General features: G+C 45.7%; 30 protein-coding genes and 1 pseudogene. 25 read left to right on the top strand and 6 right to left on the bottom strand.

All coding sequences use genetic code 11. The features are described from left to right. Positions 1-62: 62 nt before the first annotated feature. Genes ACO0KZ_RS16295 through ACO0KZ_RS16285 form a run of 3 tightly spaced genes read left to right on the top strand, consistent with a single transcriptional unit; the run spans position 63 to position 3,589 of the window. Positions 63-2,042, top strand: coding sequence for a TonB C-terminal domain-containing protein (locus ACO0KZ_RS16295; RefSeq protein WP_422997095.1), 1,980 nt, complete (start codon positions 63-65; stop codon positions 2,040-2,042). Positions 2,043-2,064: 22 nt separating this feature from the next. Further along, entirely contained in the window at positions 2,065-2,961 is an 897-nt protein-coding gene (locus ACO0KZ_RS16290; protein ID WP_422997093.1) for a TIGR01777 family oxidoreductase, read from the top strand. A 13-nt stretch (positions 2,962-2,974) separates the two neighbouring features. Then, entirely contained in the window at positions 2,975-3,589 is a 615-nt protein-coding gene (locus ACO0KZ_RS16285; protein WP_422997091.1) for a tRNA-uridine aminocarboxypropyltransferase, read from the top strand. Positions 3,590-3,636: 47 nt separating this feature from the next. Here the strand turns inward: ACO0KZ_RS16285 and ACO0KZ_RS16280 are convergent, their stop codons facing one another. Then, a complete protein-coding gene (locus ACO0KZ_RS16280; protein WP_422997089.1) occupies positions 3,637-5,625 on the bottom strand; it encodes an OPT family oligopeptide transporter in 1,989 nt (662 codons plus the stop codon). Between the two features lie 254 nt (positions 5,626-5,879). On the opposite strand from ACO0KZ_RS16280, the gene ACO0KZ_RS16275 reads away from it, so the two are divergent. After that, the gene (locus ACO0KZ_RS16275; protein ID WP_422997087.1) at positions 5,880-6,464 is read left to right on the top strand and encodes a hypothetical protein; all 585 of its coding nucleotides are present in this window, start codon (positions 5,880-5,882) and stop codon (positions 6,462-6,464) included. A gap of 133 nt (positions 6,465-6,597) precedes the next feature. Here ACO0KZ_RS16275 and groL read toward each other — a convergent pair whose 3' ends face one another. The 3 genes from groL to ACO0KZ_RS16260 form a co-directional block, all read right to left on the bottom strand. Then, a complete protein-coding gene (gene groL / locus ACO0KZ_RS16270) occupies positions 6,598-8,250 on the bottom strand; it encodes a chaperonin GroEL (RefSeq protein ID WP_422997085.1) in 1,653 nt (550 codons plus the stop codon). A 49-nt stretch (positions 8,251-8,299) separates the two neighbouring features. Then, positions 8,300-8,590 carry a co-chaperone GroES gene (gene groES, locus ACO0KZ_RS16265; RefSeq protein WP_186889009.1) on the bottom strand — a complete coding sequence of 97 codons (291 nt, stop codon included), beginning with the start codon at positions 8,588-8,590 and terminating at the stop codon, positions 8,300-8,302. 366 nt (positions 8,591-8,956) lie between these two features. Then, entirely contained in the window at positions 8,957-9,952 is a 996-nt protein-coding gene (locus ACO0KZ_RS16260; protein WP_422997083.1) for an integron integrase, read from the bottom strand. Between the two features lie 162 nt (positions 9,953-10,114). Between ACO0KZ_RS16260 and ACO0KZ_RS16255 the strand changes: the two genes are divergently transcribed. From ACO0KZ_RS16255 to ACO0KZ_RS16235, 5 genes are all read left to right on the top strand, one after another. Next, on the top strand, positions 10,115-10,849 hold the full coding sequence (locus ACO0KZ_RS16255) for a ubiquinone/menaquinone biosynthesis methyltransferase (RefSeq protein ID WP_422997081.1): 735 nt from the start codon (positions 10,115-10,117) through the stop codon (positions 10,847-10,849). A gap of 144 nt (positions 10,850-10,993) precedes the next feature. After that, complete coding sequence (locus ACO0KZ_RS16250) at positions 10,994-11,662, top strand: hypothetical protein (protein ID WP_422997079.1); 669 nt, start codon at positions 10,994-10,996, stop codon at positions 11,660-11,662. Between the two features lie 125 nt (positions 11,663-11,787). Further along, on the top strand, positions 11,788-12,186 hold the full coding sequence (locus ACO0KZ_RS16245; RefSeq protein ID WP_422997077.1) for a hypothetical protein: 399 nt from the start codon (positions 11,788-11,790) through the stop codon (positions 12,184-12,186). Positions 12,187-12,729: 543 nt separating this feature from the next. After that, positions 12,730-13,146, top strand: coding sequence for an SMI1/KNR4 family protein (locus ACO0KZ_RS16240; RefSeq protein ID WP_422997075.1), 417 nt, complete (start codon positions 12,730-12,732; stop codon positions 13,144-13,146). Between the two features lie 90 nt (positions 13,147-13,236). Further along, positions 13,237-13,692, top strand: coding sequence for a DMP19 family protein (locus tag ACO0KZ_RS16235; protein WP_422997073.1), 456 nt, complete (start codon positions 13,237-13,239; stop codon positions 13,690-13,692). On the opposite strand, the gene ACO0KZ_RS16230 is transcribed toward ACO0KZ_RS16235, so the two are convergent. Both ACO0KZ_RS16230 and ACO0KZ_RS16225 read right to left on the bottom strand, forming a co-directional pair. Further along, the gene (locus ACO0KZ_RS16230; RefSeq protein WP_422997071.1) at positions 13,689-13,916 is read right to left on the bottom strand and encodes a hypothetical protein; all 228 of its coding nucleotides are present in this window, start codon (positions 13,914-13,916) and stop codon (positions 13,689-13,691) included. The genes ACO0KZ_RS16235 and ACO0KZ_RS16230 overlap by 4 nt on opposite strands. Before the next feature lie 66 nt (positions 13,917-13,982). Continuing rightward, the gene (locus tag ACO0KZ_RS16225; protein ID WP_422997069.1) at positions 13,983-15,065 is read right to left on the bottom strand and encodes an IS110 family transposase; all 1,083 of its coding nucleotides are present in this window, start codon (positions 15,063-15,065) and stop codon (positions 13,983-13,985) included. Between the two features lie 666 nt (positions 15,066-15,731). On the opposite strand from ACO0KZ_RS16225, the gene ACO0KZ_RS16220 reads away from it, so the two are divergent. The 16 genes and pseudogenes from ACO0KZ_RS16220 to ACO0KZ_RS16145 all read left to right on the top strand — a co-directional run bounded on the left by ACO0KZ_RS16220 (position 15,732) and on the right by ACO0KZ_RS16145 (position 24,727). Then, positions 15,732-15,992: a hypothetical protein gene (locus ACO0KZ_RS16220; protein WP_422997067.1), complete on the top strand. Its 261-nt coding sequence runs from the start codon at positions 15,732-15,734 to the stop codon at positions 15,990-15,992. A 158-nt stretch (positions 15,993-16,150) separates the two neighbouring features. Next, a complete protein-coding gene (locus ACO0KZ_RS16215) occupies positions 16,151-16,561 on the top strand; it encodes a hypothetical protein (protein ID WP_422997065.1) in 411 nt (136 codons plus the stop codon). A gap of 124 nt (positions 16,562-16,685) precedes the next feature. Then, on the top strand, positions 16,686-16,994 hold the full coding sequence (locus ACO0KZ_RS16210) for a hypothetical protein (protein WP_422997063.1): 309 nt from the start codon (positions 16,686-16,688) through the stop codon (positions 16,992-16,994). Between the two features lie 545 nt (positions 16,995-17,539). Then, positions 17,540-18,100, top strand: coding sequence for a hypothetical protein (locus ACO0KZ_RS16205; RefSeq protein WP_422997061.1), 561 nt, complete (start codon positions 17,540-17,542; stop codon positions 18,098-18,100). Positions 18,101-18,230: 130 nt separating this feature from the next. Further along, positions 18,231-18,505 (top strand): annotated as a pseudogene (locus tag ACO0KZ_RS16200) (DUF3817 domain-containing protein). Between the two features lie 109 nt (positions 18,506-18,614). Further along, positions 18,615-19,106, top strand: coding sequence for a DUF7000 family protein (locus ACO0KZ_RS16195; RefSeq protein ID WP_422997059.1), 492 nt, complete (start codon positions 18,615-18,617; stop codon positions 19,104-19,106). Positions 19,107-19,218: 112 nt separating this feature from the next. After that, on the top strand, positions 19,219-19,434 hold the full coding sequence (locus ACO0KZ_RS16190) for a DUF7661 family protein (protein WP_422997057.1): 216 nt from the start codon (positions 19,219-19,221) through the stop codon (positions 19,432-19,434). 141 nt (positions 19,435-19,575) lie between these two features. Next, positions 19,576-19,941, top strand: coding sequence for a glyoxalase superfamily protein (locus tag ACO0KZ_RS16185; protein ID WP_422997055.1), 366 nt, complete (start codon positions 19,576-19,578; stop codon positions 19,939-19,941). 221 nt (positions 19,942-20,162) lie between these two features. Next, positions 20,163-20,828 (top strand): hypothetical protein, encoded by a 666-nt coding sequence (locus ACO0KZ_RS16180; protein ID WP_422997053.1) that lies wholly within the window; start codon positions 20,163-20,165, stop codon positions 20,826-20,828. Between the two features lie 267 nt (positions 20,829-21,095). Next, entirely contained in the window at positions 21,096-21,221 is a 126-nt protein-coding gene (locus ACO0KZ_RS16175) for a SecY-interacting protein Syd (protein WP_422997238.1), read from the top strand. Between the two features lie 114 nt (positions 21,222-21,335). Next, entirely contained in the window at positions 21,336-21,689 is a 354-nt protein-coding gene (locus ACO0KZ_RS16170; protein WP_422997051.1) for an SMI1/KNR4 family protein, read from the top strand. 222 nt (positions 21,690-21,911) lie between these two features. Continuing rightward, the gene (locus ACO0KZ_RS16165) at positions 21,912-22,082 is read left to right on the top strand and encodes a hypothetical protein (protein ID WP_422997049.1); all 171 of its coding nucleotides are present in this window, start codon (positions 21,912-21,914) and stop codon (positions 22,080-22,082) included. Positions 22,083-22,127: 45 nt separating this feature from the next. Then, on the top strand, positions 22,128-22,817 hold the full coding sequence (locus ACO0KZ_RS16160; protein ID WP_422997047.1) for a VIT1/CCC1 transporter family protein: 690 nt from the start codon (positions 22,128-22,130) through the stop codon (positions 22,815-22,817). Between the two features lie 251 nt (positions 22,818-23,068). Continuing rightward, positions 23,069-23,653 (top strand): SMI1/KNR4 family protein, encoded by a 585-nt coding sequence (locus ACO0KZ_RS16155; protein WP_422997045.1) that lies wholly within the window; start codon positions 23,069-23,071, stop codon positions 23,651-23,653. 84 nt (positions 23,654-23,737) lie between these two features. Beyond that, the gene (locus ACO0KZ_RS16150; protein ID WP_422997043.1) at positions 23,738-24,199 is read left to right on the top strand and encodes a hypothetical protein; all 462 of its coding nucleotides are present in this window, start codon (positions 23,738-23,740) and stop codon (positions 24,197-24,199) included. A 141-nt stretch (positions 24,200-24,340) separates the two neighbouring features. After that, positions 24,341-24,727 (top strand): MAPEG family protein, encoded by a 387-nt coding sequence (locus tag ACO0KZ_RS16145; RefSeq protein ID WP_422997041.1) that lies wholly within the window; start codon positions 24,341-24,343, stop codon positions 24,725-24,727. Positions 24,728-24,818 lie beyond the last annotated feature (91 nt).

Genomic DNA, 24,818 nt, shown 5'->3' with positions numbered 1-24,818 from the left:
CTAAGGAAAACAGAAAATCTGGGATAATGAGGATTCATTGTTTCTTATGATTATCAATTTGCATGCGTTTTGAGACGATTCCTGAAGAACCCGAAGAAATGAGCGATACCGCTTTGGCAAATCGTCGTTTAATTGGCGGCATTTTGGTCTCATTGTTACTGCATGCGATCATATTGTCTTTGCAATTTGGTATCCCAGGTTTAGATTTGCCCAGTTTGGAGGCGCCGTGGAAAGAACGTCGCACGGCTATTGAGCCTTTGCAAATCGAGATCGCGAATCCTGCACCGCAAGCGTTGCCTGTGAAGCCTACCCCATCTGTTACCACACCAGAATTATTTAAACTACCAACGCCAGTATTGCCTGCGCCCATACCGAAAGCCAGTGAGCCGCCACACAGTGGGATTCAGCTGGTCGCGCCTTTGGCTAAAGTTGAACCTGTCGCTGTCAAAAAAATCACCAAGCCAAGTAAGACAAAAGCACCAGCCGCTACCCCACCGCCGCGGACTGTGAAGCGGGTATTGCCACCGGCCGAATCCCCAACTCGCATCATTGCCCAAGATCAAGTTAAGAACGATGATTTTGTTGTGCCTTTGACTAGCGAAGAAGAATTGCAACGTCGTGCGGAAGACAAGAAAGAGAATAAGCAGAAAGCGGAAGCAATTCCAGAGGATGCCATCATCGATAAGAATGCTGACCCTGATTTGCTCGCCGAGCAAAAACGTCAGGATGAGCTGAAAAAAATAGAGCAGGAAAAAGTGCTGCAGGAACAGAAACGTGAGGCAGATCTTCAACAGAAAAAATTAGCGCAAGCGGCAAAAGAAAAATTGCGCCAACAAGAAGAGCAGCTCGCGCAGCAAATAGCGCAGCAAAAAGCCACACAAGAAAAAATGGCGCAAGAGAGATTGGCTCAAGAAACGGTGCAACGAGAACGTGAGCGAGCGATCGAAGAGATGTTGCGTGAAACGAAGCGCCAGGAGTTATTGACGCAAGAAACGTTAAAGCAAGAAGAGCAAAGACGACAGGCAGAACAAAAACGTTTGCGTCAATTGGCGCAAGAACAAGAGCAACAAAAACAAGAAGCCCTGGCTCAGGCGCAATTGCGTCAGAAGCAGCAAGAAGAATCTGAGAAAAAGCGTGCTTTAGAAATTGCGGAGCGCAAGAGAGCTGAAGAGTTAGAGGCGCAAAAACTTGCCGCCCAGATTGAGCAAAAACTACAGGAACAGCGTCTTGCCGAACAAAAGGTCTTAGAACAAAAACTAGCAGAACAGCGTGCTAACGAACAAAAGATCGCTCAGCAAAAATTAGCTGATCAAAAAATAGCGGAACAGAAGCTGGCAGAACAAAAACAAGCAGAACAAAGAGCAGCGGAACAAAAGTTGGCAGAGCAAAAGGCATTAGCTGAGGCGACCGCACGTGCCAACGCAGAACGTGAGGCTGCGGCGGCCACTGCTGCCGCCAATGCGGCACGTTTGGCTGCGGGTAAAGGGAATACTGATAGCACAGGACAGGGTAAGGGTGGTGGCAATAATGCCGCAGGGAATGCTAACTTAGCGTCGAGCTTAGGCAAGGGCGATCTCGCCAGCCGTTTGCGCGAACAGGCGCGTAGCGGAGATTTGTTTAAGTCAGCTCCCGCAACGCCCTCGAATGGCAAATTGCCCGACGATAGTCGTTCACGCCGACGCAGCTTCTTAGGGGCTTACGATAAAGAAGTGCCGCTGCGTATGTATGTTGATAGCTTGAAGCAAAAGATGGAACGTAACGGTAATTTGATTTATGAAAAACGTTCACTCAGCGATATCGAACACAATGTTTTGATTAACATGGTGATACGCAGTGATGGCTCGATAGAAGATGTAACTATCATGCGCACCAGTGGTAATCGTGCAATCGATGAGAAAGCCCGTAACATCATCATGGCAAATGCACCGTTTTCTGTTTTCCCTCCAACGCTGGCGGCGAAGTATGATGTGATAGAAATTCAACGAGTTTGGAGTTTTGGAGATCGCCTTCGTATTTTGGAAGATCTCCCGCCTTCGTTTTGATCCTACAGTTAAGCGAGAAAATATGCGTATTTTGATGACGGGTGGCACGGGATTAATCGGCCGTCGCCTTTGTGCCGCTTTGACCGCACGCGGTGATCGAGTTACCGTATTGAGCCGTCGCCCACAGCAGGTCGCAGCTTTGTGTGGCGCCTCGGTAAAATCGATACAGAGCCTCGATGAATATACCCCGAACATAGAATTTGACGCGGTGATCAATCTGGCAGGCGAGCCTATCGTTGATGCCCGATGGACTGCGCAACGCAAACAAATGTTACTCGATAGCCGGGTGGCATTGACCACGACTTTGGTGCAAAAAATCAAACTGGCAACACACCAGCCTCAAGTTTTACTGAGTGGCTCGGCGATCGGTTACTACGGTATGCATGAAGAACAAAGCCTGACTGAGGATGACGCCTCAGGTCATGACTTCTCTGCGCAATTATGTGCTGCTTGGGAGCAGGCCGCATTAGTGGCGCAAGACACAGGCGTACGTGTGGTATTGCTACGTACAGGCTTAGTCATGGATGAAAAGGGCGGGCTTTTAAAGAAGATGTTATTGCCATTTCGTATGGCGCTGGGCAGTCGCTTGGGCAATGGCCGGCAATGGATGAGTTGGATACACAGGCAAGATTACTTGCGCGCCGTCTTAACTTTGTTAGACGACCAAACCGCAAAAGGTGCATTTAATTTGACCGCGCCGCAGCCTGTGACGAATGCGCAATTTACCCAGACTTTGGCTAGTACGGTGCACAGACCGGCTGTCTTTTTTGCCCCGGCGACCATGTTAAAGTTGGTTCTCGGTGAACGTTCTGATTTGCTTTTATCGGGTCAAAAAGTCGTACCGCAAGCTTTGTCCGAGCGTGGTTTTAAATTTGAATTTGCTGATTTGACTTCGGCGCTTCGAGACTTGCTCAAGTAGTGGTGGGAGCGTGATGGAACGACCGAAACGGCAAATTTGCCCACGATGTTTGCGCGCTAGCCTAGCTTGTATCTGCGCTTGTGTCCATCAGGTCCAAAGTCAAACCGAAGTACTCATTTTGCAGCATCCTGCCGAGACTAAGCATGTCAAAGGCAGCGCCCGCTTGCTACATCTTTGCCTTCCTAATAGCGCCATCATGATTGCTGAAGTATTTGACGAAGCCGAGCTTAAACAAACATTAGAACGAGATGAAAAGCAAAGTGTCTTGTTGTATCCAGAGACGACTGGTTTGCCCACGGTATCTAAATTTTTGAAGCAAGAAAGTAATGCTATACGTCTAGTCGTCATCGATGCAAGTTGGCGTCACAGTCGTCAAATGCTCTTAAAAAATCCTTTGCTGCAACGCCTGCCGCGCTATGCATTGCGTGAGGTGCCAGCTTCGCGCTATCAAATCCGACATGCGTATGCCGACGACCAGTTATCTACTTTAGAAGCCTGTACTTATGCCTTGATGCAGTTAGAAAGTGATGCGTCAAAATTTGAAGCCTTGTTGCATTCTTTCGATGCGTTTAATCAGATGCAGATTGAGTTTGGCGTAAATAATTTGTTGCGCGATAAACGTAAATAGTTGCAACTAAGCTCAACTAAGCTTAGCGTAACTAAGTGAGATCACAGCTACATCAGCACATTAATCATCGCATTTCCTATCCCTATCAAGGCCGAGCCTGCCAGTAATCCAGCCGCAACCGCCTGCATGCCATCGATCCATACCTTATAGCCCTTACTATCTTTTGGACTGTGCTTATGTTTACTGTCCATCAACCAAAATACAAACGCGCCTATCCACATGGCGAGTACGGCTTCTGGCGGTAGTACCACGCCTAAGCCAATCGAGACGGCAGAAATAGGAAATTTTCCTTTGCTGATGATCGTGGCGGTTTCAATTAGAACAGCAGCGATGGCGGCGACCACGATGGAGATAATCGCGCTATGGGACAGGTTATTGAAACCATGCCCGATCAATTCAGCGACGCCTTTCCATTGCATCGCAGCGGGAAAAGCAAACTGATCCGTCACGATGGTGGCAGTATTGCGTACACCATTGGCGTCTGGCGGTAAGAACAGTAAAAAGTACACAGGAATGCAAGCCAGCGTGCCAGAAAAAATACCGATCAAATGTCCCAACACTTGATGCCGAGGTTTGGCACCCAGCATATAGCCGGGCTTAATATCGGATAACAGACTAGCAGCGCTAGAGGCGACTTCAGCTGACATCCCAGCGGGAATGAGATTTGTAGCAGGATTGCTGCGATCCAGCGCGCCCATAGAGAACTGGGTGATCTTGGATAAACCACTGGTCGGTATCCAAGAAGTTAAGGCCATAGAATTAATGCAGATCACGGTCAGCAGATACACGAGAGCTAAAGAAATAAAGGCAAACAACCAAGGCACACCAAAGAAAGTATGGGTTGCCCACACCCCTAATAAACTAAAGACAGGGACACCGAGGTAAGAAATCCATAATGGCACTTCGATATGCGCAAGTACATCTTTGCCTTGATCCGTATCGGGTTCTTTTTTGAACAGTCGCGACAGACCCTTAAAGATTTCTGGCTTGGCAAACAAGCTGATCAAAGCCGCCACCACCATGATCACGATACCCCACCACAAGGACCACTGATTTACGATTTCTATGCGTGACAGCGGTACTAATTTACCGTCGAGTCCCATGCGCTGAGCGATGTCACCACGACTAATCATGATGGGCCCGAGGATGGCAAAATTCAGTACCGTACCGATCAGGCAACTGGTCGCAACCCGTATGCCCATCAAGGCACCAACGCCCAGCATGGCAGCGTCGAGGGTAAAGCGTAAGCCTAGGGTACGAAAATCAACACCTAAGATTTTGGGTATCCACAAGTCATATTTGACCGCCGCTAGATAGTAATAAGTATCCAGCCTTTCTTTCAAATACCAAGGTTCACTCAAACCTGCCCACTGATCCAGTCGCAAGAGTTTAAATTGCAGCAGTTTCATCCAGCCATCGCTCACAATCACTTGTAAGGCCGCAGCCCACAGGCAGACTTTAGCCAGCAATTTTGCTTTAAAAATGCCGCTTCCAGCATCGCCGTTATACAAGGTATCGAGTACCACGCCACAGGCATTGCCTTCGGGGAAGGGTAGTTGTTCTTCATTGATAAAACGGCGTTTAAGTGGAAAGGCCAACAATACGCCGAGAATTGCGATAACCACCATCCAAATCAGCATCTGCCACCAACTAGGAATAATCTCAGTGATCATCATGTAAGCCGGCAGGCAAGCCACCAGAGGCATAGTCATATAACCCGCCGAAGTCGCTATTGATTGTGTACAGTTGTTTTCTAAGATGGTGAAGTCTTTGGAAAGACCCGCGCTCTCCAGTGCTTTGAAAATACCAAATGCTAAAATCACCGAGATCAGATTGACGCCGATAGAAATGCCGGTCTTGGCACCGATGTACATTGCGGTAGCAGATAAGATGCCACCCAGTAAAAAACCCGATAAGCCCGAGCGCCAGCTCAATTGGGCCATATCTCCTCGAAATACCTTCTCCAACCACCACTGATCTTTTTGATGGCGAGTCCAAGTTTGTATCTGTGTCTCGTTCAGCTGTTGAATTGCCAAGATAGCCTCCAGATTTGCATTGTGCTTGAAGTATCTAGGGCAGTTGTAGTGTTGTCAAGTTAAGTGGGTTATTATGCCGCTTACTTTTTTTGCATTAAAAAACATTGCCTCAGATGACTAACACAACTTTAGTAAGCTCTTTTCGTTCGACGCGTTTGATTCTTTGGTGCTTGATCGTATTGTGTCATTGCTTGGTCATCGTCTTTTTGAGTCGGCCAAACCTCGGGACGAATACTAGGTTCTCAAACTCTGTAATGACTATCGTACCGATTAATCGCTTAGCGACACCTGATCCGGCGCCACCCGCCAAGTCTGCGGCTTCGAACAAGAAAGCGCTCAAACCGCGAGAGTTACAAACCTCACTCAATAAGCCCACTAAGACGGTCGATGCCAAAGTCAGCGAACAGGTTTCGGTGGAAAAAGGAAGTAAAAACGAATTAGCAAGTGCTCCATTAACTGGTTCTGATTCAGGTAAAGACTTGACGACCTTAGCTAGTATCGCGAATCGCTATCAATTACAGGTGCCCAAATCCGTCGCCGAAGAGACACTGACACCCGCTCAGCAAGCAGCACAAGACGTGCGTTCGAATTCTGCCAAATTAACTAAAAGTGAGAAATTTTCGGTGGCGATGGGTACGCTGGACTGTGTATTCCAAACACGCCTTGCTGATGGCAAAATTGTGCGCGAACCGGGCAAGTGGGTCGAGGTGGCAGCACGCTCAAACGTTACTAAATTAATTTTATCTAAATCACGCTTCTGCGTCAGACTACATCAGGCAGAGGATGCAAACGGGAATGATTTGACGGCGATTAGTTCGGGTATTAAAGGGAAGTTGTAGGCGCATAATTCGACGCAAACTTGGATGCGCGCTACAAAACAAAAAAGCCTCGTTACCGAAATAACGAGGCTTTCTTTGAAACAGAGAACTTAGAACGCTAGGCTCTGGTTCGGTTACCGCATTTACTTCATGATTACATCATGCCGCCCATACCACCCATGCCGCCCATGCCGCCCATATCATGGCCGCCACCACCCGCTGGTTTGTCTTCTGGCAATTCAGCAACCAAAGCATCAGTTGTCAAAATCAAGCCAGCAACAGATGCTGCGTTTTGCAATGCAGAGCGTGTTACTTTAGCTGGATCGAGAATACCCATTTCGATCATGTCGCCGTAGGTATCGTTTGCTGCATTGAAGCCGTAGTTGCCAGTGCCGTTCACAACAGCATTGATCACTACACTTGCTTCGCCACCCGCGTTTGCAACGATTTCACGCAATGGTGCTTCGATTGCTTTCAAGACTAATTTGATACCTGCGTCTTGATCTGGATTGTCGCCTTTGATTACGCCAGCTGCTGCACGTGCGCGGAGCAATGCAACGCCACCGCCAGGAACAACGCCTTCTTCAACCGCTGCACGGGTTGCGTGCAATGCGTCTTCAACGCGTGCTTTTTTCTCTTTCATTTCAACTTCAGTCGCTGCACCAACTTTGATCACTGCAACACCGCCAGCCAACTTGGCAACGCGTTCTTGCAATTTTTCTTTATCGTAGTCAGAAGTCGCTTCTTCGATTTGAGCGCGGATTTGTTTTACGCGGCTTTCGATACCGACAGCAGGACCTGCACCGTCGATGATGATGGTGTTTTCTTTGCTGATTTCGATACGCTTAGCTTGACCCAATTGATCCAAAGTTGCTTTTTCCAAAGTCAAACCAACTTCTTCTGCAATCACTTGGCCGCCAGTCAAAATCGCGATATCTTCCAACATCGCTTTACGACGATCACCAAAACCTGGCGCCTTAACAGCAGCAGTTTTCAAGATGCCACGGATGTTGTTCACCACCAAAGTTGCCAACGCTTCGCCATCGACATCTTCTGCGATGATCAACAAAGGACGACCAGATTTTGCAACCTGTTCCAATACCGGGAGCAAATCACGGATGTTAGATACTTTTTTGTCGTACAACAAAACAAATGGGTTATCCAAAATCACAGCTTGTTTTTCTGGATTGTTGATGAAGTACGGTGACAAGTAGCCACGGTCAAATTGCATACCTTCGACGATATCCAATTCGTTTTCCAAAGATTTACCATCTTCAACAGTGATCACGCCCTCTTTGCCGACTTTGTCCATTGCTTTAGCAATGATGTCGCCGATGTTTTGATCGGAGTTTGCAGAGATAGAACCAACTTGAGCGATTTCTTTATTTGTTGTTGTTGGGCGAGCGATGTTTTTAACTTCCGCTACCAAAGCCACAACTGCCTTGTCGATACCGCGCTTCAAATCCGTTGGATTGAAACCAGCAGCAACATATTTAAAGCCTTCGCGAACGATAGCTTGTGCCAATACTGTCGCAGTAGTTGTACCGTCACCAGCGTTGTCAGAAGTGCGGGAAGCAACTTCTTTCACCAACTGTGCGCCCATGTTTTCGAGGCGATCTTTCAGTTCGATTTCTTTAGCGACAGACACACCGTCTTTAGTCACGGTAGGCGCGCCGTATGAACGCTCCAAAACTACGTTACGACCTTTAGGGCCCAAAGTTACTTTAACTGCGTTAGCCAAAACGTTAACACCGTTAACGATTTTTGCACGTGCGTCATCGCCAAATACTACTTGCTTAGCTGCCATAATAGAATTTCTCCAAAATAAATGTAAAAGTGAATGGGTTGCGGTTCAATTATTTTTGAACGATAGCGAAGACGTCTTCTTCACGCATAACCAACACTTCATTGCCGTCAACTTTGACAGCTTGACCAGAATATTTACCGAACAACACGCGGTCGCCGACTTTAACTTCTAAAGCGCGCACTGTGCCGTTTTCCAATACTTTGCCGTTACCGACAGCCAGTACTTCACCTTGATCTGGTTTCTCTGCTGCTGCGTCAGGCAAAACGATACCGGATGCTGTTTTTGTTTCTTGATCCAAACGTTTAACGATAATGCGATCGTGCAGGGGACGAAGATTCATACTAACTCCTAAAAAAATTACAAAAGTAAAATTACCAAAGTAAACAAAATGCAAAAATGTGAGCTCGCGTGTTTTGCGCTTTGTGCTCTGCAGCCCACTACATGGGAGCAACACAAGCCACTTTCAAGCCCTCAATTCCACAAGGGAATATGTTGCTAAAAGTAAATGCTAGTCGAATTGTTAGCACTCTCTCTCGCTGAGTGCTAATTATATGGGCGGGGTAGGGCTTTTTCAAGGAAGAAAGTTGAAAATAGCGGTTTTATTTTAAAAATCAGGGGCTTAGCCTCGATAGGCTAGGCGTTTGGCGCATAAAAAATAGCAAATCGGGGTGATATCTGTTCGTGGTCGCTGTAACAAGAGATTTAATTACAAGTGATCGAGTGGGCTGCGCACACCTGCGGTAATTTTTAGAACATGGGTGTAAATCATCGTTGTACTCACATCACTGTGCCCTAACAAGTCTTGAACCGTTCGGATGTCACAACCGTTTTGTAGTAGGTGAGTAGCAAAACTATGACGCAAGGTGTGTGGCGTCGCAGGTTTATGTAAGTTAAGTTGCTTCAATGCGGTCGTAAATGCGCGCCGAAAGGTTTGCGTGTAAAGATGATGCCGTCGTACGATGCGGCTGCGAGGATCGGTGGAATAAGTTGCTTGCGGAAAAACCCAAAACCAAGCCAAACTGTGTCCTGCTTGTGGATACTTTTTATCGATGGCAAAAGGCATCTCAACGCCACTCATATGTGCATCCAGATCGGCACGCCAAATTCTTCTACTTTGTTGAATTTGACTCTGCATCGACGTCCGTAAGCTGTCGGGTAGCATGATTACGCGCTCTTTTGCACCTTTTGCCTCTCGAATGATGATCGCCGAATGATCAAAATCAATATCTTTAATACGCAAGCGAGCGGCCTCCATAATTCTCATGCCAGTGCCGTACAAAAGACTCGCGAATAGGCCATATTCAATGTGGGTACGATTAAGTTCTTGTAAGATACTTTGAACTTCTAATTTAGTGAATACAACCGGAAGTCGCTGCTGTGTTTTTGGTCTGCCTATCTGCCCCATCCAAGGCAGTTCTATCTGTAAAACTTCTTTGTATAAAAATAGGATCGCGCAGAGTGCTTGTTTGTGTGTAGACGGTGATACATGTCGCTCCGTTGCCAACATAGTTAGAAAGCTTTCAACTACCCTTACTCCCATTTCTAGCGGGTGTCGTAGCCCAGACCAGCGAATAAAGAAACGAATCCAATAAACGTACACTTTTTCTGTAGATAAGCTGTAATGCTTATAGCGCATGCGCTCACGCACCTGGTCTAATAACCGGGGTTTTGCGACTGTCTCTGAAGTGATGTTTTTGTCCATTTGGTTATACTGTATATATGCTCAGTATAACCAAATATAGCGAGGTTTCATGCGCATTTCAAGAGGTTTCGAACAAATTGTGTTTTTTTGCTCGACAAGTTAATATGCATTTTTGTCAAATTAAATTAAAGTTAAGCAGTCTCACTAATCAAGGAATAATTTGTGCTGGAAAATGCCGCAGGTTTTAAAACAAAAAAAGACGACGTCTTTGGTCGTATAGCATCAAAGTATGATTTGCTTTGTGATCTTTTTAGTTTTGGTATCCATAGAGTCTGGAAGTCGCGAGTTGCTTCTATAATTGCAGATGCGCAATGGTCTACGTTTTTGGATACCGCATCTGGTACAGGCGATATCGCGCTTCGTGTTATTAGAAAAGCCGATATTAGTTCAAACAAAAGAATTATAGTTTCTGACATTAGTGAGAAAATGTTGGAAATTGCAAAACTGAGAATATCTAAAACAAATACATCCAATGTTGAAATTAGACTTATAGATGCATGTTCAATGCCTGAAATTGGGAGTGAGTCAATTGAACTATTTTCAATGTCGTTAGGCCTGAAAATATGTGAGCGCACTTCGGCGTTGAAAGAAGCATTTAGAGTGTTGAAGCCCTCTGGAAGGCTTGTGGTTCTCGAAGCTTCAAATATTCCCATAAAGCTAGTTCATAGGTTATACCTGAAATATATGGCTATTGTTATGCCGCTTATTGGTTGGCTTGCTACAAATGGTGATGCATCTGCATATAGATATCTGCTGCAGGGTGTCGAGGCATTTCCAACTGCTGAAGAATTGTGTTCTGAATTAGCTGAGATTGGTTTTGAAGAAATTAGCTTTGAACGCCTTTCTTTTGGTATCGTTGCAATTCATGTGGCAGTAAAACCAAATTGCAATGCTTAACAAGTCGTTGCAGCACCGTTCCGCTTCGCTGCACTGGACAGTTTTAAGTCGCGGTTTTATGGTTTTGCTGCGCAAAAGTATTCCATAAAACCACAACTTAAAAACTGCCGCTGAACTCTGCGTTAGGCCATGTATAAATCCACGATGATAGCGATTGCGGTAATTGGTTTGCTGTATTTGCCATCGTTCCTAAAGCGTCGCAAATCGCAAATCAGCAAGATCGCAAATAAGCCAATCCGAAAAACTGTGACTAACAAACCCATTCAAAATACTCAGGCGTATGAAGGCGCAAAATCAATAATTAAGAAAGTCTTCGTTGAATTGAAACCTGATGGTGAATCGAATCTGCATCGCGAAAAGATAACCGAAGCCGACATTCCTTTAATTGAAAAGTTGGAATTTAGGGACTGGTGTGGCAATGAATTCGATATACCCCAATTGCTCAGGTTGTCGACATGGATAGTGAACCAACAGAAGAGCATAATACTTATAGGGCTTGGTGGCGGCTGTTTTGAGATTCCGGAAATGTACGACTTTGTATACAACGGAATCAAGATAAGAATACATTGCGGTGGAGGCGGCGCATCAGCAAAGACCTTCATCAAGATGCCAGATCAAAGCGTTAACATCACGTTCCATGTCACAGAAATACAAATACCACAGGAACTTGGGCAGGACCAAGACGCAATATTGACACTAGCCGCAGAAGCCTTAGCAGTTGAAATGTTTGGTTCTAATGCAGAGGTAAAACTGACAGTCGAATTCAAATTATTATCGTCCCAAAATAAAAAAACACTCTCAGATCCAGAGTAGACAGTGCAACAATATGCCATTACACGCCAGCCTAACAGGACAATCGATCGGACTGGCCGTGAAGCGGCTGCGTTCTTTTTTAATTTCTGCGCGGCCATCCGCTCATTTCGGCGTTATGCAGAATTATGAATTATAGAATATCTGAAATTGAAGAATTGAATCTTGATGCTCGCTGGCTCTCTAAAGAACACGCGAAAAACACCTATGAATATGCATTACAATTTAGCAGTAGCAATAGGTACGGCTTAAGTGAAGCTACAGTTAATGAAATTGAAAGGCTTGAAATTGAAAGCTATTCGGTTGCGGAGAATTGGGTAATTTCACATCTGGAATCAACAGGAAAAGTACATATCGTATTTGGTGAAGAAGAGGTAATTGTTTTACCAACAGATCAGTTTCTTTTAAATTGGCACAGAATATTTGTACCTTCAAGAGACGATGCAGTAATACTGCACAGTGAATCAAAAGGTATTATGTTTTATTGTCACGAACAGGAAATTGAATTTGGTTATAGGGCTTCTTAGGTATCTTGCTGCCTTTTACCAATAGAGTAAATGCATAACAAGTCGTTGCAGCTCGTGCGCTTCGCGCACTGGACAGTTTTTAAGTCGCGGTTTTATGGTTTTGCTGCGCAAAATTATTCCATAAAACCACAACTTAAAAACTGCCGCTGAACTCGGCGTTATGCACGATATGAATGAACGGCAACAATACGTTTTTGGACTTTGTGAATCGGCTATCGCTGCGTTGAAAAGTTCAAGCAACGAGACATTCTCCGATGCAATGACCACCCAGCTTTTAAATGAAATTCACCAAATGTCGAAGGCGCTTGATCCCAATGATTTTTCGCCGACTTTTGCGCGAGCAATAATAGATTCGTATGATGGGCATCTAGCAGATCAATTAATATCATTGAACTATGAATATTCTCGAATTCGAAAAAATGAGCAGTTACGTAAGGGAAGTCCTTGTGCATAACAGGACGGTCGATCGGAATCGCGAATGAATACATCATTCTTTTTACAACTTGTGGTCGCGTTCCGATCACCTCTGCGTTAAACATCCATATGTTTTCACCAGATCGTACATGGTTTAGAAATCCTGGAGCCTCGAATGATGCGTTGCAATCGCTTCGTGTAGTGGCCGGCGTTAATCTACCAGTCGAATATTTTGAGCTGCTTGAATATAGTAATGGCGGTGAAGGAAGTCTTCCAATTTCGCCGTTTAATCTCTGTCTTGATTCAGCCGAAGATGCCACAAATAACAAAGTTGAGAAGATCTATGAAGAGTTCTTTCCAGGCTTCTTTGTGTTTGGTGGAAGTGGTGGTGGCGATTTCATCGCTTTTGATCTTCGATCGTCGGAACCTTGGCCAATTGTTGCGATTGATATGACCAACATTAACCTTGCCGAGAGCGTGGATCTTATTGCGAAAGACTTCCCAACATTTTTAGCGTTGATTGGCGTGGAGAAAAAGGATGTTTAACAAGACGGTCGGCAGGGAATCGCCCATAACGATTTCTCTCTTTATTAATTTTCTGGTGGCGGCGATCCCGGCACCTCTGCGTTAGGCATCATGGAACCCATCGCCACCATCTCCGCATCTGAATTGGACGCAGACCCAAGCGCCCGACTATGGGCCTTAGTTTTCTACCTCGCGGAACGCCCTGAGGCACAACAACTTCCGGCGTTCCGCGATTTCTGGCTTTCGTACATATACGACGCCGAAGTTAACAACGGTGGACATCTTCAGTATTTTCACAACCAAGGTACTCTTGCCGTTCCAGCAACAATCCAGGCGCTTGAGAGTATCGGCGCAGCTTCTCACGCACACCTGCTAACTGAATGTTGGCATCAGGTTCAGGACCACCCGGTCTCGCGGGTCAAGTCGCTAAACGACTATCCTGCCCTTGCCGCCGAGCGTTCATTTACTGCAGAAGACAGGGCCTATTACGATCAAGCGTCTTTACTTGAGCTGCTGGAAGTTCGCTACGCTCAGCTTATTAACCAAGCGATTGCCATTGATGCCTAACCCGTCGTATATGGACTCCCCCCAAAGTACAAGAAATTAATCAATAGTTCTGGCGCGAGGAATAAGCCTGCAGTCGTATATCCGGCATCTGATGTGGAATCTATAGTGTTCCGTGCCGACATGGAATCTGCGTGATCATTGCGCCACTCGTTACGAGCGGCAGGCGTGAAGCTGCCAGACGTGTTATCGGCGTTCAATGATCTGGTTGCGTTCCGTTGTGCCATGATGGGTGATTAATCTCTACGCAAAGGCTGGTGGGAAATCAGTTTCTCAAATATCAAGTCATGTGTTTAAGCTGGCATTGCATACGAAGTCCTTTCCAACTTTTTATTCAGTTTGTGTTCAACACCATAGTCTTCACCATCACGCAGGGTTGCGTAGCAAATGCGCGCCAGTTTGTTAGCAAGTGCGCAGGCAGCTTTGTTGTGGTTCGTTCTGCCTTGAACTTTCAACGCCCAGCTTCGCAATTCATCTAAATGACGACCTGCACTAAAACTGACGCTAGCCGCTCGTAAAACGGAACGCGCGCCGTGCGTCAATAGCATGCGAAGGTAGCGGTCACCACGTTTCGAAATATGTCCCAAGTATCGCGTGCTGCCAGAAGAATATTCTTTCGGCGTTAAACCGAACCAACTTGCGAAATGGCGTGCATCGTTAAAGTGCGCAACGCTTCCACTCGTGGCAGCGACCATCGCGGTTGCCGTCAACAAGCCAATACCAGGAATCGAAAGCAAGGTCGTGCAAGCCGCGCTTTGCTTAGCGAGTTGGGTTAATTCTTTTTCCAATTGGGCGACTCGCGCTTCGAGCAAACGAATTTCTTCAATCAATAATTTCATGGTGCCTCGAATCAATTGAGGAACGGAAGTGTTTGGGTCGGCCAGAACGCGTGAGATCTGTTCTATGCCGTTGCGACTTTCAGTCGCAACGGAAATACCAAACTCACGACAAAAACCGCGTAATGCATTGATGCGCGAGGTGCGTGTTCCCATCCACAATGAGCGAGTGCGGTGCAAGCCCTGCAAAGCCTGTTGTTCAATCGACTTAATCTTAACGGGGCGAATGTCGGCGCAACGTGCAGCTTCCAATAATGCACAAGCATCGGCCGCATCTGTTTTATTGCGTTTTACATAAGCTCTGATGTATGCTGCGGGAAGTAATTTAACTTCTATACCAAGAGCATTTAAAGAACGCGCCCAATGATGAGCCGAGCCACAAGCTTCCATAATGACCAGAGAGACATTGCGATTGATAAACCATCGCTCAAATTGTGCGCGGGTCAGACGGTGTTGTTCGATCACACGCCATTGCGTATCGGCGACAGCAAGTTGAAACACAGATTTGGCCAAATCAACGGCCACAGTAGTAGTATTCATAGTGGACTCCTTACGTTGAAATCTGATCCCCATACCCAATGTGAACCAGTGCGCTTAATATCGCGCAAAAAGGCGGAGGAGTCCATCCCATCACTCAAGCCGACGGCCAAAAGCTACGCTTTTGGCTTCCCTCCGCTGCGCTCCGGCGCGGCTTAGCTCACACGTTAGAACTCAATATGTCGGACACACCAAAGACCCCAGTAGAGATCCAAAAAAAGCTAAGCTCTTTGCGCACGCTGAGGTTTGTTTGCCATTTCCCATGGCTTGTAATTTTTCTCTTTGCCGCTAGCTTTTTGGTGCTACCGTCTGACTTCAAGCAAGCGGTTCTGCCAATTTACCAGCTATTTTTTTTCTGGGCTTTTGTTGGGTTCTTTCTTAGTTTCTTTATTCACTCATATCTTTGTCCGAGGTGTGGCAAGAAATTTCACTTCAAACGCTACGGCACTGGCTTTTTTTCGCCCCACGTATATAACAGCTTCTCAAGAAAATGTTTAAATTGCGGACTCAAACTTGACGGGAGCAATTTATGAGTTCTAACTTCGCATTCGAAAATGACGCGACAATTCGCACAAATTTAAATTTTACAGATTTGCGTTCGCGCATTTCAATTCAACGTTATAAGGCCCGAAATAATTAACCGCGTACCAATTATTCTGAAAGGAAAAAATGCGCAAGTATATCTGGTTACTGCTACTAACAATTCCGCCTTGGGCTGCCGTGGAATTCGGTTCGCCGAAATGGGTCGTTACAGTTGCGGTTGTTCCATTTTTTCTTTTAGCCATGACTATGGGAGATTCTGATGAATATTTGCTCGGAGAGGCATCTGAGAAATTTCGCAAGGGTGCACTTGTAGTTATAGGTGTGGGCGGCCTTATTTTAGGCGGCGCTTTCTTTATTCTGTGGCAATTGTTTTTTCCAAGCGCATAACTTTTTACAAGAGGTAATTAATGAGTGCGCTATATAACAAGTCGCTTAAGGTCGTTGGTTCGTCACTGGACAGACACAAGCGGCGCATGCTTCGCATTTTATGCGCCGCTTGTGTCTGCCCCTTAGCTCTGCGTTATATCTCATGGAGTGTTCGCTAAATGCCAATGATTCCAAGTTTTTTTGCAGCAGCAACATACACAGCCATTAAGGTGGGAGGTTGTTATTACTTCGGGTCGGCGGTTAATAAAAAGCTAGAACAGAAATTTCCACCGTTAAAATTTGCGTTTATCAAAGTGGCGAGCGGATTCGTCGGAGGGTTCCTTTTCTTGATGGCGTTTTCCGCTCTTGTTGGGGAGCGAGATCCTTCCGACTTTGAAATGCTTTTAACTCTATTTCCAGTCAGATATATTATTTGGTTCTTTGTTTTAGGGCTTTGCTATAAACTTTTTGAACGTAAGCCGATTTTGGTTTTTGCCAGCTTATTGGGAACGCTTTTTTCTTATTTCCTAGACTTAATTATGTGGGCGTTATTCGGGATTTTTCCTGGAATGCAGATGGGGATTTGTTGAGATACTTTTCATATAACTTAACATTCTTAACGGGCGCGCGATTCAGCAATTCTCCGCGCTTCCGCTTCTGGCGCGTGCGCCGTACAATTCAGCGTTACAGCTCAATGAATATGTGGACTCCCTTATGAAACTAGAGATTTCACAAGACTATGATGAAGATGAAATTTGGTTATTTGAACGTATTGTCAGTCACTTAAAAGCAGATCACGCCCATACTCATGAAAAATCGATTGAGCTGGTAAATAGCTATTATGGAAAATTTACAAATGAAGAATTTTGTCATATTCACGGAATACCAGCCCAAAATATTGATTTCTTTTGCCATATTGAATCCGTCGGAATGGCTGATCGGGTGCACTACTACGAAGCTCTTTTCAATACCCCAAATGAAGATGAATTCATACAATGGCAAAGAAAGTTTAGGTTGCAGTAAGAGCTATAACAAGACAATCGATCGGACTGGCCGCGATGCGGCTCAGTGTTTTATAAATTTGTGGGCGGCCATCCGTTCACCGTTGCGTTAGACCTCACTCGGAATCATTGATGCGGAGACAAAAAAGCGATCATGAAGCGCTAATTTCGTGGCTTAAATACTTTGATATTGAATACTTGGACGACGACCTATTTGATCGGCTATCGGCTTTTGATCTCGACGACCAAGACCAAAAGAAAGAAGCATTCAAATTGGCAGTCCTTTCCGAATTTGAGGCGCTTAATGCAATTTCAAAAAAATCGATGCTCCTAATTCTTGAGAAAGGGTTGTCCGCATCTGAAAAAGAACTTCAACCAGTGTTCGACAGAGTTTGTATGCCTTTTTCGAATATCATAGTGTCACGATTGGCATTTCTTCAGTCTCTAAAGGAGGTTGTCAGTGCTAGTCAGGTCTAACAAAACTTTCAACTGGGAGTCGCCAATGATGCTTTCGTTTTTATTTACAACCTTGGCGGCGAACCCTTCAATTTTTCGTTAGGAATCTGAATGTTCGACGACTCGACCTTAAGACTTCTTTCCAATTGGGAACCGATCAGCTCGTTTGGAGAAGAAGATTGCCACGCAGCAGTCATGACATTTGTTGCAGCCATTAACCAGCATTTAGATCTTAGAGCTTTTGTTGGTGACCACACATATAATAATTATGTCCCAGTTTATGTCTACGCACTTGCTGATTTAACTCGGTATGTACAGACTAAAGAAGAAGTTTGTACCAACTACCCTTGTTTGCTCCTTTACTTTCATTATTTCACTCCAGTTGCAGCTTTAGGGAATTCGTCTTGGAGCGAGACATTGGGTCCAAATGGAGCTTGCGTGTCCAGAGGTTATGGTGCGCTAGACATCCCAGATCTATTGAATTTTAATCAGATACAATCAACCTTAATGCAGGCTCGTATAAGAGCAGCTATGGCAAAGACTCCATATGCAATTGAATCACCTGATTTCTTTGGAAAACTGGCACCTGATGGATTTGAGCCGATTGAACGAAGTGAAGGTGTTCCTCCTTGGAATCGAATTTTTCACCTCTTTTTTCAATTCAATGATTAGTCTTGCGAATGCCTCACTGGACTGTCGAGGATGAAGCCGTGAAGTTAATTTCCTTAGCTTCAAGCTACGTCTCGCGGCTCACCACAATTTAATGTTATATGCTTCCACCAACAAATAGGAAAACGTTTAGATGCTAAAGATTTTTAGAGTTGCCAGCCTGTTAGAAGGTTGCTCATACCTTCTTATATTGTGCGTATCACTTGGACTGATAGGCAGAGAACTTGTATTCACAATTGGCATGGCGCACGGTGGATTATTTTTTTGTATTTCGTACTTTCACTTTTGGCCTCACATAAGCAATCATGGTCGGTAGTCACTTGGCTCTGTGTTCTCTTGGCATCCATTGTTCCATTTGCCTTTGTCGCTGTAGAAGTTTTTGTAAAAAAAGAGCTACGAAAAAAGTGAAAAGAGCACATAACAATTCAATCGACTTCGCACCTTCGGCGCTAAATGTACCGAAGCGCGTCGTTTAATTCAAAGCTTATGTGCCAGATGAGGTTAGGGGATACGAATAATGTCAGTTAAAAGTCTGAATGCTCGGATATCTGCTTATAAAGAAGCTTTCGCGAGCGGAGAGATACAAAGAACCTACCAAAATTTGGTCGGTATTGTTCAAAATCTTAGAACTGATTTTTCCAAGACTTATGTCGGCGAGTACACAGTAGCAAACGTGCTGCATGGCTATATTGATTTCACTTATTTTTATCTACAAAATGACTACCTCAAAAAGTACAAACTTAAATTAGCTATCGTACTTAATCACCATCAAGTGCACTTTGAACTTTGGCTGCTTGGACAAACAAAGGAGGTCCAAATTGCTTACTGGGACAAATTGAAAGGTGCGAAGTGGGTAAACGAAAATTCAATGCCAGAGTGGGCAATTTTTGAAATAGTGATGCTTGCAAAACCTGATTTTGACGATCCTGAGAAGCTATCTGAATCTATTCACAGCTCATTTAGCGTTCTGACAAAGGATATTTTTGACATACTTCTGGCATACGAATAGTGGCACAAAGCAAGATGCCTAATTTTGTTCCTGCCACAAACAGTGTGGCCTCCACGGGACTGCCTACGTTACGCCGCGGCAGCCCATTTGCAATGCGTTAAACAGGTACTTTATGGGACAAGCAAAATTTAAGGTTTTTGGACTTATTGTCCTTGTAGAAAAAGATGCTGATGGTTGGCGTGTTTACTATCTGGGTAATGATGGAAAAAAGCGACTAGCCGATTTTGTCATCCCAAAAGACATAGAAGACAATGAACTAGAACAGTACCTCGGAGATCTTTTTCATGAAAATGCTAGGCCAAATAACGCTGAGGTTGTGAGGTTTTGAATTGTTCTGTCGGAGAAAATGATAATGTGTTCAATGTTTAATATGATTTTCGGCGGGAGTCGCTGATGATGACTTCGCTTCTATTGACAATCGTGACGGCGATCCCGTCTCATCCGCGTTATGCGTAATCAGGAAGAGAGCATGGAATTTCAAACAATACCAATTCTGCGAATTTTCGATGAAGACAAAGCAAAGGAATTCTATCTAGATTTTCTAGGTATGGAGCTTGATTGGGAGCATCGCTTTGAGCCCAATTTTCCAATATATATGCAAGTATCAAAAGGAAATCTAGTGTTCCATTTAAGCGAACACTCGGGTGATTGCACGCCGGGCAGCAAAGTCTTTGTCAATGTAGAAGACCTTGATTCCCTCTATAGTGAGCTTGCGTCTCGACCATATAAGTACAATAAGCCAGCAATTGAGCTGGCGTCGTGGGGGGATCGGTGCCTTACGGTAACGGACCCATTTTCAAACAAAGTGCTTTTTAATGAGCCTGCAAACACATGACATGTCAGTCGATTGTAACTTCGTGGTTGTGATCACTATTCGTGTTTGCTGCAACTGGCGGCGCGCATCACTTGTTCTAATGACCGTTGTTTGTAAAACTGCAGAACTACTACCACCCAAAACTCAATTTCAGCTTGCGTTTCGACATGACATCAGATAATCAATTAGAACTCGCACGACGCATGCTGACTAGGTCCCCCGAAAGTTGTAGCTGGGATGACATGCTCAATCATGAAGACGACCTGATCTGGCACACCCAGTTGACTCAACCCTATCTTGGGGAGCTACGCTGCTGCGTCGACTCCATCGGTCTGACCTTGGCCTTCCTCGCATTGCCGCCCGCCAGATGGAATCAGCTTGAGGATGAGTTCGGCGAGGCGGCTGTGGCGTTTCGCTTCATGAAGCTGCCGGGGAACATCGATGCCTTTCTCAAATCGTCGGCCGCCTCTCGCCCGGTCCGTCTTTATGCCGATAGACCAGTAGTTCCCCCGACGCCTCCAGCGGATCCGTTCGAGTCCGTAATGCAGTTTATCGAAACCGCGGTGAGCAAGGCGGCGGCTTCTGTTGAGGCCAAGATACGGGTACGGCCTGTGCTGAACAAGAACGGTGCGCTTCAACTGTTGGTCATAACCAGTACCATCATCACGCGTGATCAACTGTTTCGGCTGCCAGCATTTCGTAATGCGCTGGAGATCCTGCGTGACCGACTGTTGCGCGATAAAATCAAGTTGCAGAGCGTGTCGGTCGAAGCACAGGAGGTTATCGACCGGATCGATCACCTCATTACAGCGGAGGAAGTACTCAACAAAGGGGAGGCGCCGCAGTTGCGCTTCGATCGTAGCCCGTGGGACATCATTCGCAAGCTGTGGCCATTTGGGAAGTACTGAGTCTGGACCTGGAAATGTGGCGTTGAAGTCGGGTGCTTGTCGCTGCAGGGCAAATGGCCCGCTTCAAGCATGAGTTATCGCGGTCATCGCGTTGGCGCATCACACTGGATGGAGCTGTTGGTTATCGCAATCTTCACCTTTGCACTTGTCCGTAACCCGCTTTTGTTCTGTGTCACGACGTACGATAAATTCTACGATCCCAGTTGTTTTAAATGTTGGTGCGTCCCCTAATTCAAGAGGCCAGGGTCTTGAAGTTCAACATAATTTCTGAAAGTCGGATCTTTTTTTAGTGTAAACAATGTGACAGGTGAGGTATTGCTTGAGGAACCCGGATATGCACCAATCCGTTCTGTAGCACCGTCGCTATCGGATTTCCTAAAGCAGCTACTTTAGCCTTTGAGTTCGAAAATTTTCTGAGCGTGTGTGCAAATGAAAGGATTCAAGCTTTTGTCCGACGCCTACGCACTAGTGAGAAAGTCAACTTAACTTTAAAAGGTAATTGAACAGATGGAAACAACGGAAAAAATTGCTGAGGTTGAGGAATGGCTAGGACTTCGCTTGCCCGAACAGTATGCGAAATTTTTACTTGAGCATCCTGAGAAAATTTTGGGTGAACGTGTGTTGCTTTATTCTGTGGATGACCTCATTGAGCGCAATTCGATATATGAGACCAAGGCATATTGCCCTGGTCATTTGGTCATCGGTGATGATAGTGGAGGTCGAGCTTTTATTATTCCTATCGACAAATGGACAGGTTCTGTTTTCATTGTTGACCATGGAGACATGACTGAGGACGGATGTACTTTGGTAACAACCAACTTTGATGACTGGATAAATAATGACTGCGCACTGCCCGATTAAACCTTTTTATCTGGCGTTCAACTCGGGATTAACCATGTAGTCGTTGATCCCGGTAGCCTGGCGTTATTCGTTGGGAGGCCTATGGCAAGCATTCTAATTTTACGCTGTGTGGCGGCGCTCGCCATTGTGTTTTGTCTTCCCTGCCTAGGTCAAAAAGTAAAGCCTTAATTTGGAATCCGAGAGGATCAGCCTCGTATAGGATCAATCATTAAGCAGTATGCCGTGCAAGGTAGCGCCATTCCAATAAACAAAACTTACGGCGAACTGACTGTCGAACAAAAAGCAACTCTGCATGGGTACTACGATAGAATTGAGTTAGGTGATGAACCCCCGTTTCCCATCAACGGCCTGAAATCAATTTACGAGGCGCTGCGTAAGGCTGGTCAAAATTGATTGCGCGCCAACGGCGTTAGGCTTATAAACAACCAAGGACCCTAAATGAGACACAGCGAACGACATAGAACTCACAGAACAGGCTGGCTGCGCGCGGCCGTGCTGGGAGCCAATGATGGGATAGTCTCGACCGCGAGTCTGGTTCTGGGGATAGCAGCGACAGGTGCTAGTACCAAAGTCATTCTCGTCACCGGTATTGCAAGCCTGGTTGCTGGAGCCATGTCAATGGCAGCAGGCGAGTATGTCTCGGTCAGCTCACAGGCCGACACTGAAGGTGCAGATCTGAATCGAGAAAAAGCGGAACTTGCGGAGAATCCAGTTCAGGAACACGCAGAACTGATGGCTATCTACGTTAAGCGCGGTCTGGATGAGACATTGGCATCGAGCGTCGCAACGCAGTTGATGGCGCACGATGCGCTCGCCGCGCACGCAAGAGATGAGCTAGGTATCTCAGATACCTTAGCCGCCAAACCAATTCAGGCAGCGCTCGCCTCTGCTGGCACTTTTGCAGCGGGCGCACTCTTACCTCTACTCATGGTTTTTATTTTTCCCCCTACAGCGCTTATGTGGGGTCTTGCCGGAAGCTCACTTTTTTTTCTTGCGCTGTTGGGTTTTATTGCTGCACGTGCAGGAGGATCTCCCGTGCTTGTGTCTGTCACGCGCGTCACGTTCTGGGGAGCATTAGCAATGGGACTTACCGCTGGTGTTGGCGCCATCTTCGGCGTGGCAGCATGAAGTAAGCCTGCGAAGGGTAACTATGTCTCGCTCGAAGTGATCAGACTCATTCCGGTCGCATCAGGCATACAATTTGGTATGCAAAAAAAACTAGTGCCGATCAACAGTCATAGCTTTTAATAGCAGGTTTAACATTATGAGAAATTCCGACACCGTCTTATTTATCACCTTTCATCAACCTAATCGTGAGCTCCAGTGGGATCGCACTGTTTCGCGTCGACCTCCCTCAAGCTTGGTGCTAGGTGAATCTAATGAAATGTAAGGGCATAGGTTGCCGAAGCGACTATCCAACCCCAGATATTATTGATGGCATCGCTTATTTTGTATGTTCTAGTTGTGGTGACTTACACGAAGAGAAGGACTACCGAGTCTATTCGAAAGAAGAACGAGTGAAGATGTTTGAGGATGAATATGGTGTCAGACTCCCACCTGAATATATCCAATACGCAGGTACTAAGGGTTCAAGCGTGGTGAAGTTGCCATCGTGTGACAACGAATCGACTCAGTTCTATTTTGGAGATGGATTTTATGAGGTGGGTAAGTTTGCTGGTATAGAACCTGACCCTTATGGCTTTTCGATATTTGACAGCGCCAGCCTCACCGAAGAATGGGGTTTGCCTAAAGAATTAGTGCTGATCGAGGGAGACGGTCATACATGGCTCGCCCTTGATTATCGGGAGTCTGCTACAGACCCCACAGTCATCGTCGTAGAGTCTGATGAAGCTAATCATCTCTTGGTGGCGCATAATTTTAGAGAATTTGTGCAATCAATTTTGCCCTATGACAGCGTCTACGATACGGATGGCAATGTTATTTATAATGATTCAAACACTTAAACCTAAATTCGAGAGAGACGGCTGTCGCCTCACCTTAATTGAACCTTAGATGAAAACTATAAAGAAATTAAAGGAGACTCATTAATGAAAACGATTCTATCTGTGTTTGCTCTTGTGCTTTTTGGTGTGGGGGGGATTTGGGCTGGCGCTGTCGCTGGCATTGGCACGGAGTATGTTGTTTACATGGGGCCTCTAGATCGACCAGATATCTATAAAGTCTTTGGCATCAAGTTACCTAGCTACTTTGCGAAATTGCCCGCGCCCAATAGGCCCGATACACGTCTGACTCAACTGGCGGTGGAACAACTCCATAGGAGCTCTGTTGGTCTTGCAGAGCTCGGCGAACCTGTCCGTGTTATCGAGGCATCTGGAAGTATTGGGAGTCCCAAGCTGACCAAGGCTAATTACTTGGTTACGGTGGTTGGTACCAAAGGTCGAGCTTTTCTGCTTGCCGAAGCGATCAAGGAGGGCAATGTGTGGAAGCTAGAGGGCACGGTTCGATTGAGGCTTCTACCTTCTGAACGAGAAATCCGTCTCGAGAACTGAATAAGCTAAATTGAGCCAACACGGTAAAAGTAAATTTTAAAATCTTTGCGTTCCACTTGCACACGAGCGTGCTAGTCAGGGCAACATTAAAACTCAATCAACTAGTGAAAATCGCAAGTCCAACATGGAGTTAAGTTTAAAATGTATATCCTCCCAATATATGCAGCGTTGTGTGGCGTTTTGTTTTTTTACCTGAGTGTTCGAACCATTGGTCTTCGTAGGAAACTAAAAATTGGCATCGGCGCAAGTGACAACCATGAGATGCTACGGGCCATGCGAGTTCACTCGAACTTTGCAGAATACGTACCGATCGTATTGATTTTGATTTACTTGGTTGAAGTTCAAGGTGGCGCAAAATTTTTGATTCATGCGCTTGGCCTGTGCTTGCTGCTTGGTCGAAGTATTCACGCGTATGGTGTGAGTCAGCTCAAAGAAAAGTTTGTCTTTAGGGTGACTGGCATGGTGATGACTTTCACTGCTATGCTTACGTCTTGCGTGTTTCTCATCTTTAAGTACTTCACTGTATGAATGGCATGAGTTGTAACGGGGTGGTTAACTCCGCTCCCCTCGGTCGCTGGACGCGACGCGAGAAAGATGCCCTGCGTTGTTCACCTTTACG

Source organism: Undibacterium sp. Di24W (genome assembly GCF_049340325.1).
Lineage (GTDB): Bacteria > Pseudomonadota > Gammaproteobacteria > Burkholderiales > Burkholderiaceae_D > Undibacterium.
This window is presented reverse-complemented; position numbering and strand designations above follow the sequence as displayed.

What these genes read in the sequence shown, in the direction of transcription:
- ACO0KZ_RS16290 (WP_422997093.1), top strand. Translation starts at nt 2,065, where the DNA reads ATGCGTATTTTGATGACGGGTGGCACGGGATTAATCGGCCGTCGCCTT.
- ACO0KZ_RS16150 (WP_422997043.1), top strand. Translation starts at nt 23,738, where the DNA reads ATGAAAACGATTCTATCTGTGTTTGCTCTTGTGCTTTTTGGTGTGGGG.
- groES (WP_186889009.1), bottom strand. Translation starts at nt 8,590, where the DNA reads ATGAATCTTCGTCCCCTGCACGATCGCATTATCGTTAAACGTTTGGAT.
- ACO0KZ_RS16170 (WP_422997051.1), top strand. Translation starts at nt 21,336, where the DNA reads ATGGAAACAACGGAAAAAATTGCTGAGGTTGAGGAATGGCTAGGACTT.
- groL (WP_422997085.1), bottom strand. Translation starts at nt 8,250, where the DNA reads ATGGCAGCTAAGCAAGTAGTATTTGGCGATGACGCACGTGCAAAAATC.
- ACO0KZ_RS16240 (WP_422997075.1), top strand. Translation starts at nt 12,730, where the DNA reads ATGTTTTCACCAGATCGTACATGGTTTAGAAATCCTGGAGCCTCGAAT.
- ACO0KZ_RS16195 (WP_422997059.1), top strand. Translation starts at nt 18,615, where the DNA reads ATGTCAGTTAAAAGTCTGAATGCTCGGATATCTGCTTATAAAGAAGCT.
- ACO0KZ_RS16250 (WP_422997079.1), top strand. Translation starts at nt 10,994, where the DNA reads ATGATAGCGATTGCGGTAATTGGTTTGCTGTATTTGCCATCGTTCCTA.
- ACO0KZ_RS16155 (WP_422997045.1), top strand. Translation starts at nt 23,069, where the DNA reads ATGAAATGTAAGGGCATAGGTTGCCGAAGCGACTATCCAACCCCAGAT.
- ACO0KZ_RS16145 (WP_422997041.1), top strand. Translation starts at nt 24,341, where the DNA reads ATGTATATCCTCCCAATATATGCAGCGTTGTGTGGCGTTTTGTTTTTT.
- ACO0KZ_RS16185 (WP_422997055.1), top strand. Translation starts at nt 19,576, where the DNA reads ATGGAATTTCAAACAATACCAATTCTGCGAATTTTCGATGAAGACAAA.
- ACO0KZ_RS16180 (WP_422997053.1), top strand. Translation starts at nt 20,163, where the DNA reads ATGCTCAATCATGAAGACGACCTGATCTGGCACACCCAGTTGACTCAA.
- ACO0KZ_RS16260 (WP_422997083.1), bottom strand. Translation starts at nt 9,952, where the DNA reads ATGGACAAAAACATCACTTCAGAGACAGTCGCAAAACCCCGGTTATTA.
- ACO0KZ_RS16285 (WP_422997091.1), top strand. Translation starts at nt 2,975, where the DNA reads ATGGAACGACCGAAACGGCAAATTTGCCCACGATGTTTGCGCGCTAGC.
- ACO0KZ_RS16160 (WP_422997047.1), top strand. Translation starts at nt 22,128, where the DNA reads ATGAGACACAGCGAACGACATAGAACTCACAGAACAGGCTGGCTGCGC.
- ACO0KZ_RS16215 (WP_422997065.1), top strand. Translation starts at nt 16,151, where the DNA reads ATGCCAATGATTCCAAGTTTTTTTGCAGCAGCAACATACACAGCCATT.
- ACO0KZ_RS16205 (WP_422997061.1), top strand. Translation starts at nt 17,540, where the DNA reads ATGTTCGACGACTCGACCTTAAGACTTCTTTCCAATTGGGAACCGATC.
- ACO0KZ_RS16210 (WP_422997063.1), top strand. Translation starts at nt 16,686, where the DNA reads ATGAAACTAGAGATTTCACAAGACTATGATGAAGATGAAATTTGGTTA.
- ACO0KZ_RS16220 (WP_422997067.1), top strand. Translation starts at nt 15,732, where the DNA reads ATGCGCAAGTATATCTGGTTACTGCTACTAACAATTCCGCCTTGGGCT.
- ACO0KZ_RS16230 (WP_422997071.1), bottom strand. Translation starts at nt 13,916, where the DNA reads ATGGCACAACGGAACGCAACCAGATCATTGAACGCCGATAACACGTCT.
- ACO0KZ_RS16275 (WP_422997087.1), top strand. Translation starts at nt 5,880, where the DNA reads ATGACTATCGTACCGATTAATCGCTTAGCGACACCTGATCCGGCGCCA.
- ACO0KZ_RS16235 (WP_422997073.1), top strand. Translation starts at nt 13,237, where the DNA reads ATGGAACCCATCGCCACCATCTCCGCATCTGAATTGGACGCAGACCCA.
- ACO0KZ_RS16295 (WP_422997095.1), top strand. Translation starts at nt 63, where the DNA reads ATGCGTTTTGAGACGATTCCTGAAGAACCCGAAGAAATGAGCGATACC.
- ACO0KZ_RS16190 (WP_422997057.1), top strand. Translation starts at nt 19,219, where the DNA reads ATGGGACAAGCAAAATTTAAGGTTTTTGGACTTATTGTCCTTGTAGAA.
- ACO0KZ_RS16245 (WP_422997077.1), top strand. Translation starts at nt 11,788, where the DNA reads ATGAATTATAGAATATCTGAAATTGAAGAATTGAATCTTGATGCTCGC.
- ACO0KZ_RS16225 (WP_422997069.1), bottom strand. Translation starts at nt 15,065, where the DNA reads ATGAATACTACTACTGTGGCCGTTGATTTGGCCAAATCTGTGTTTCAA.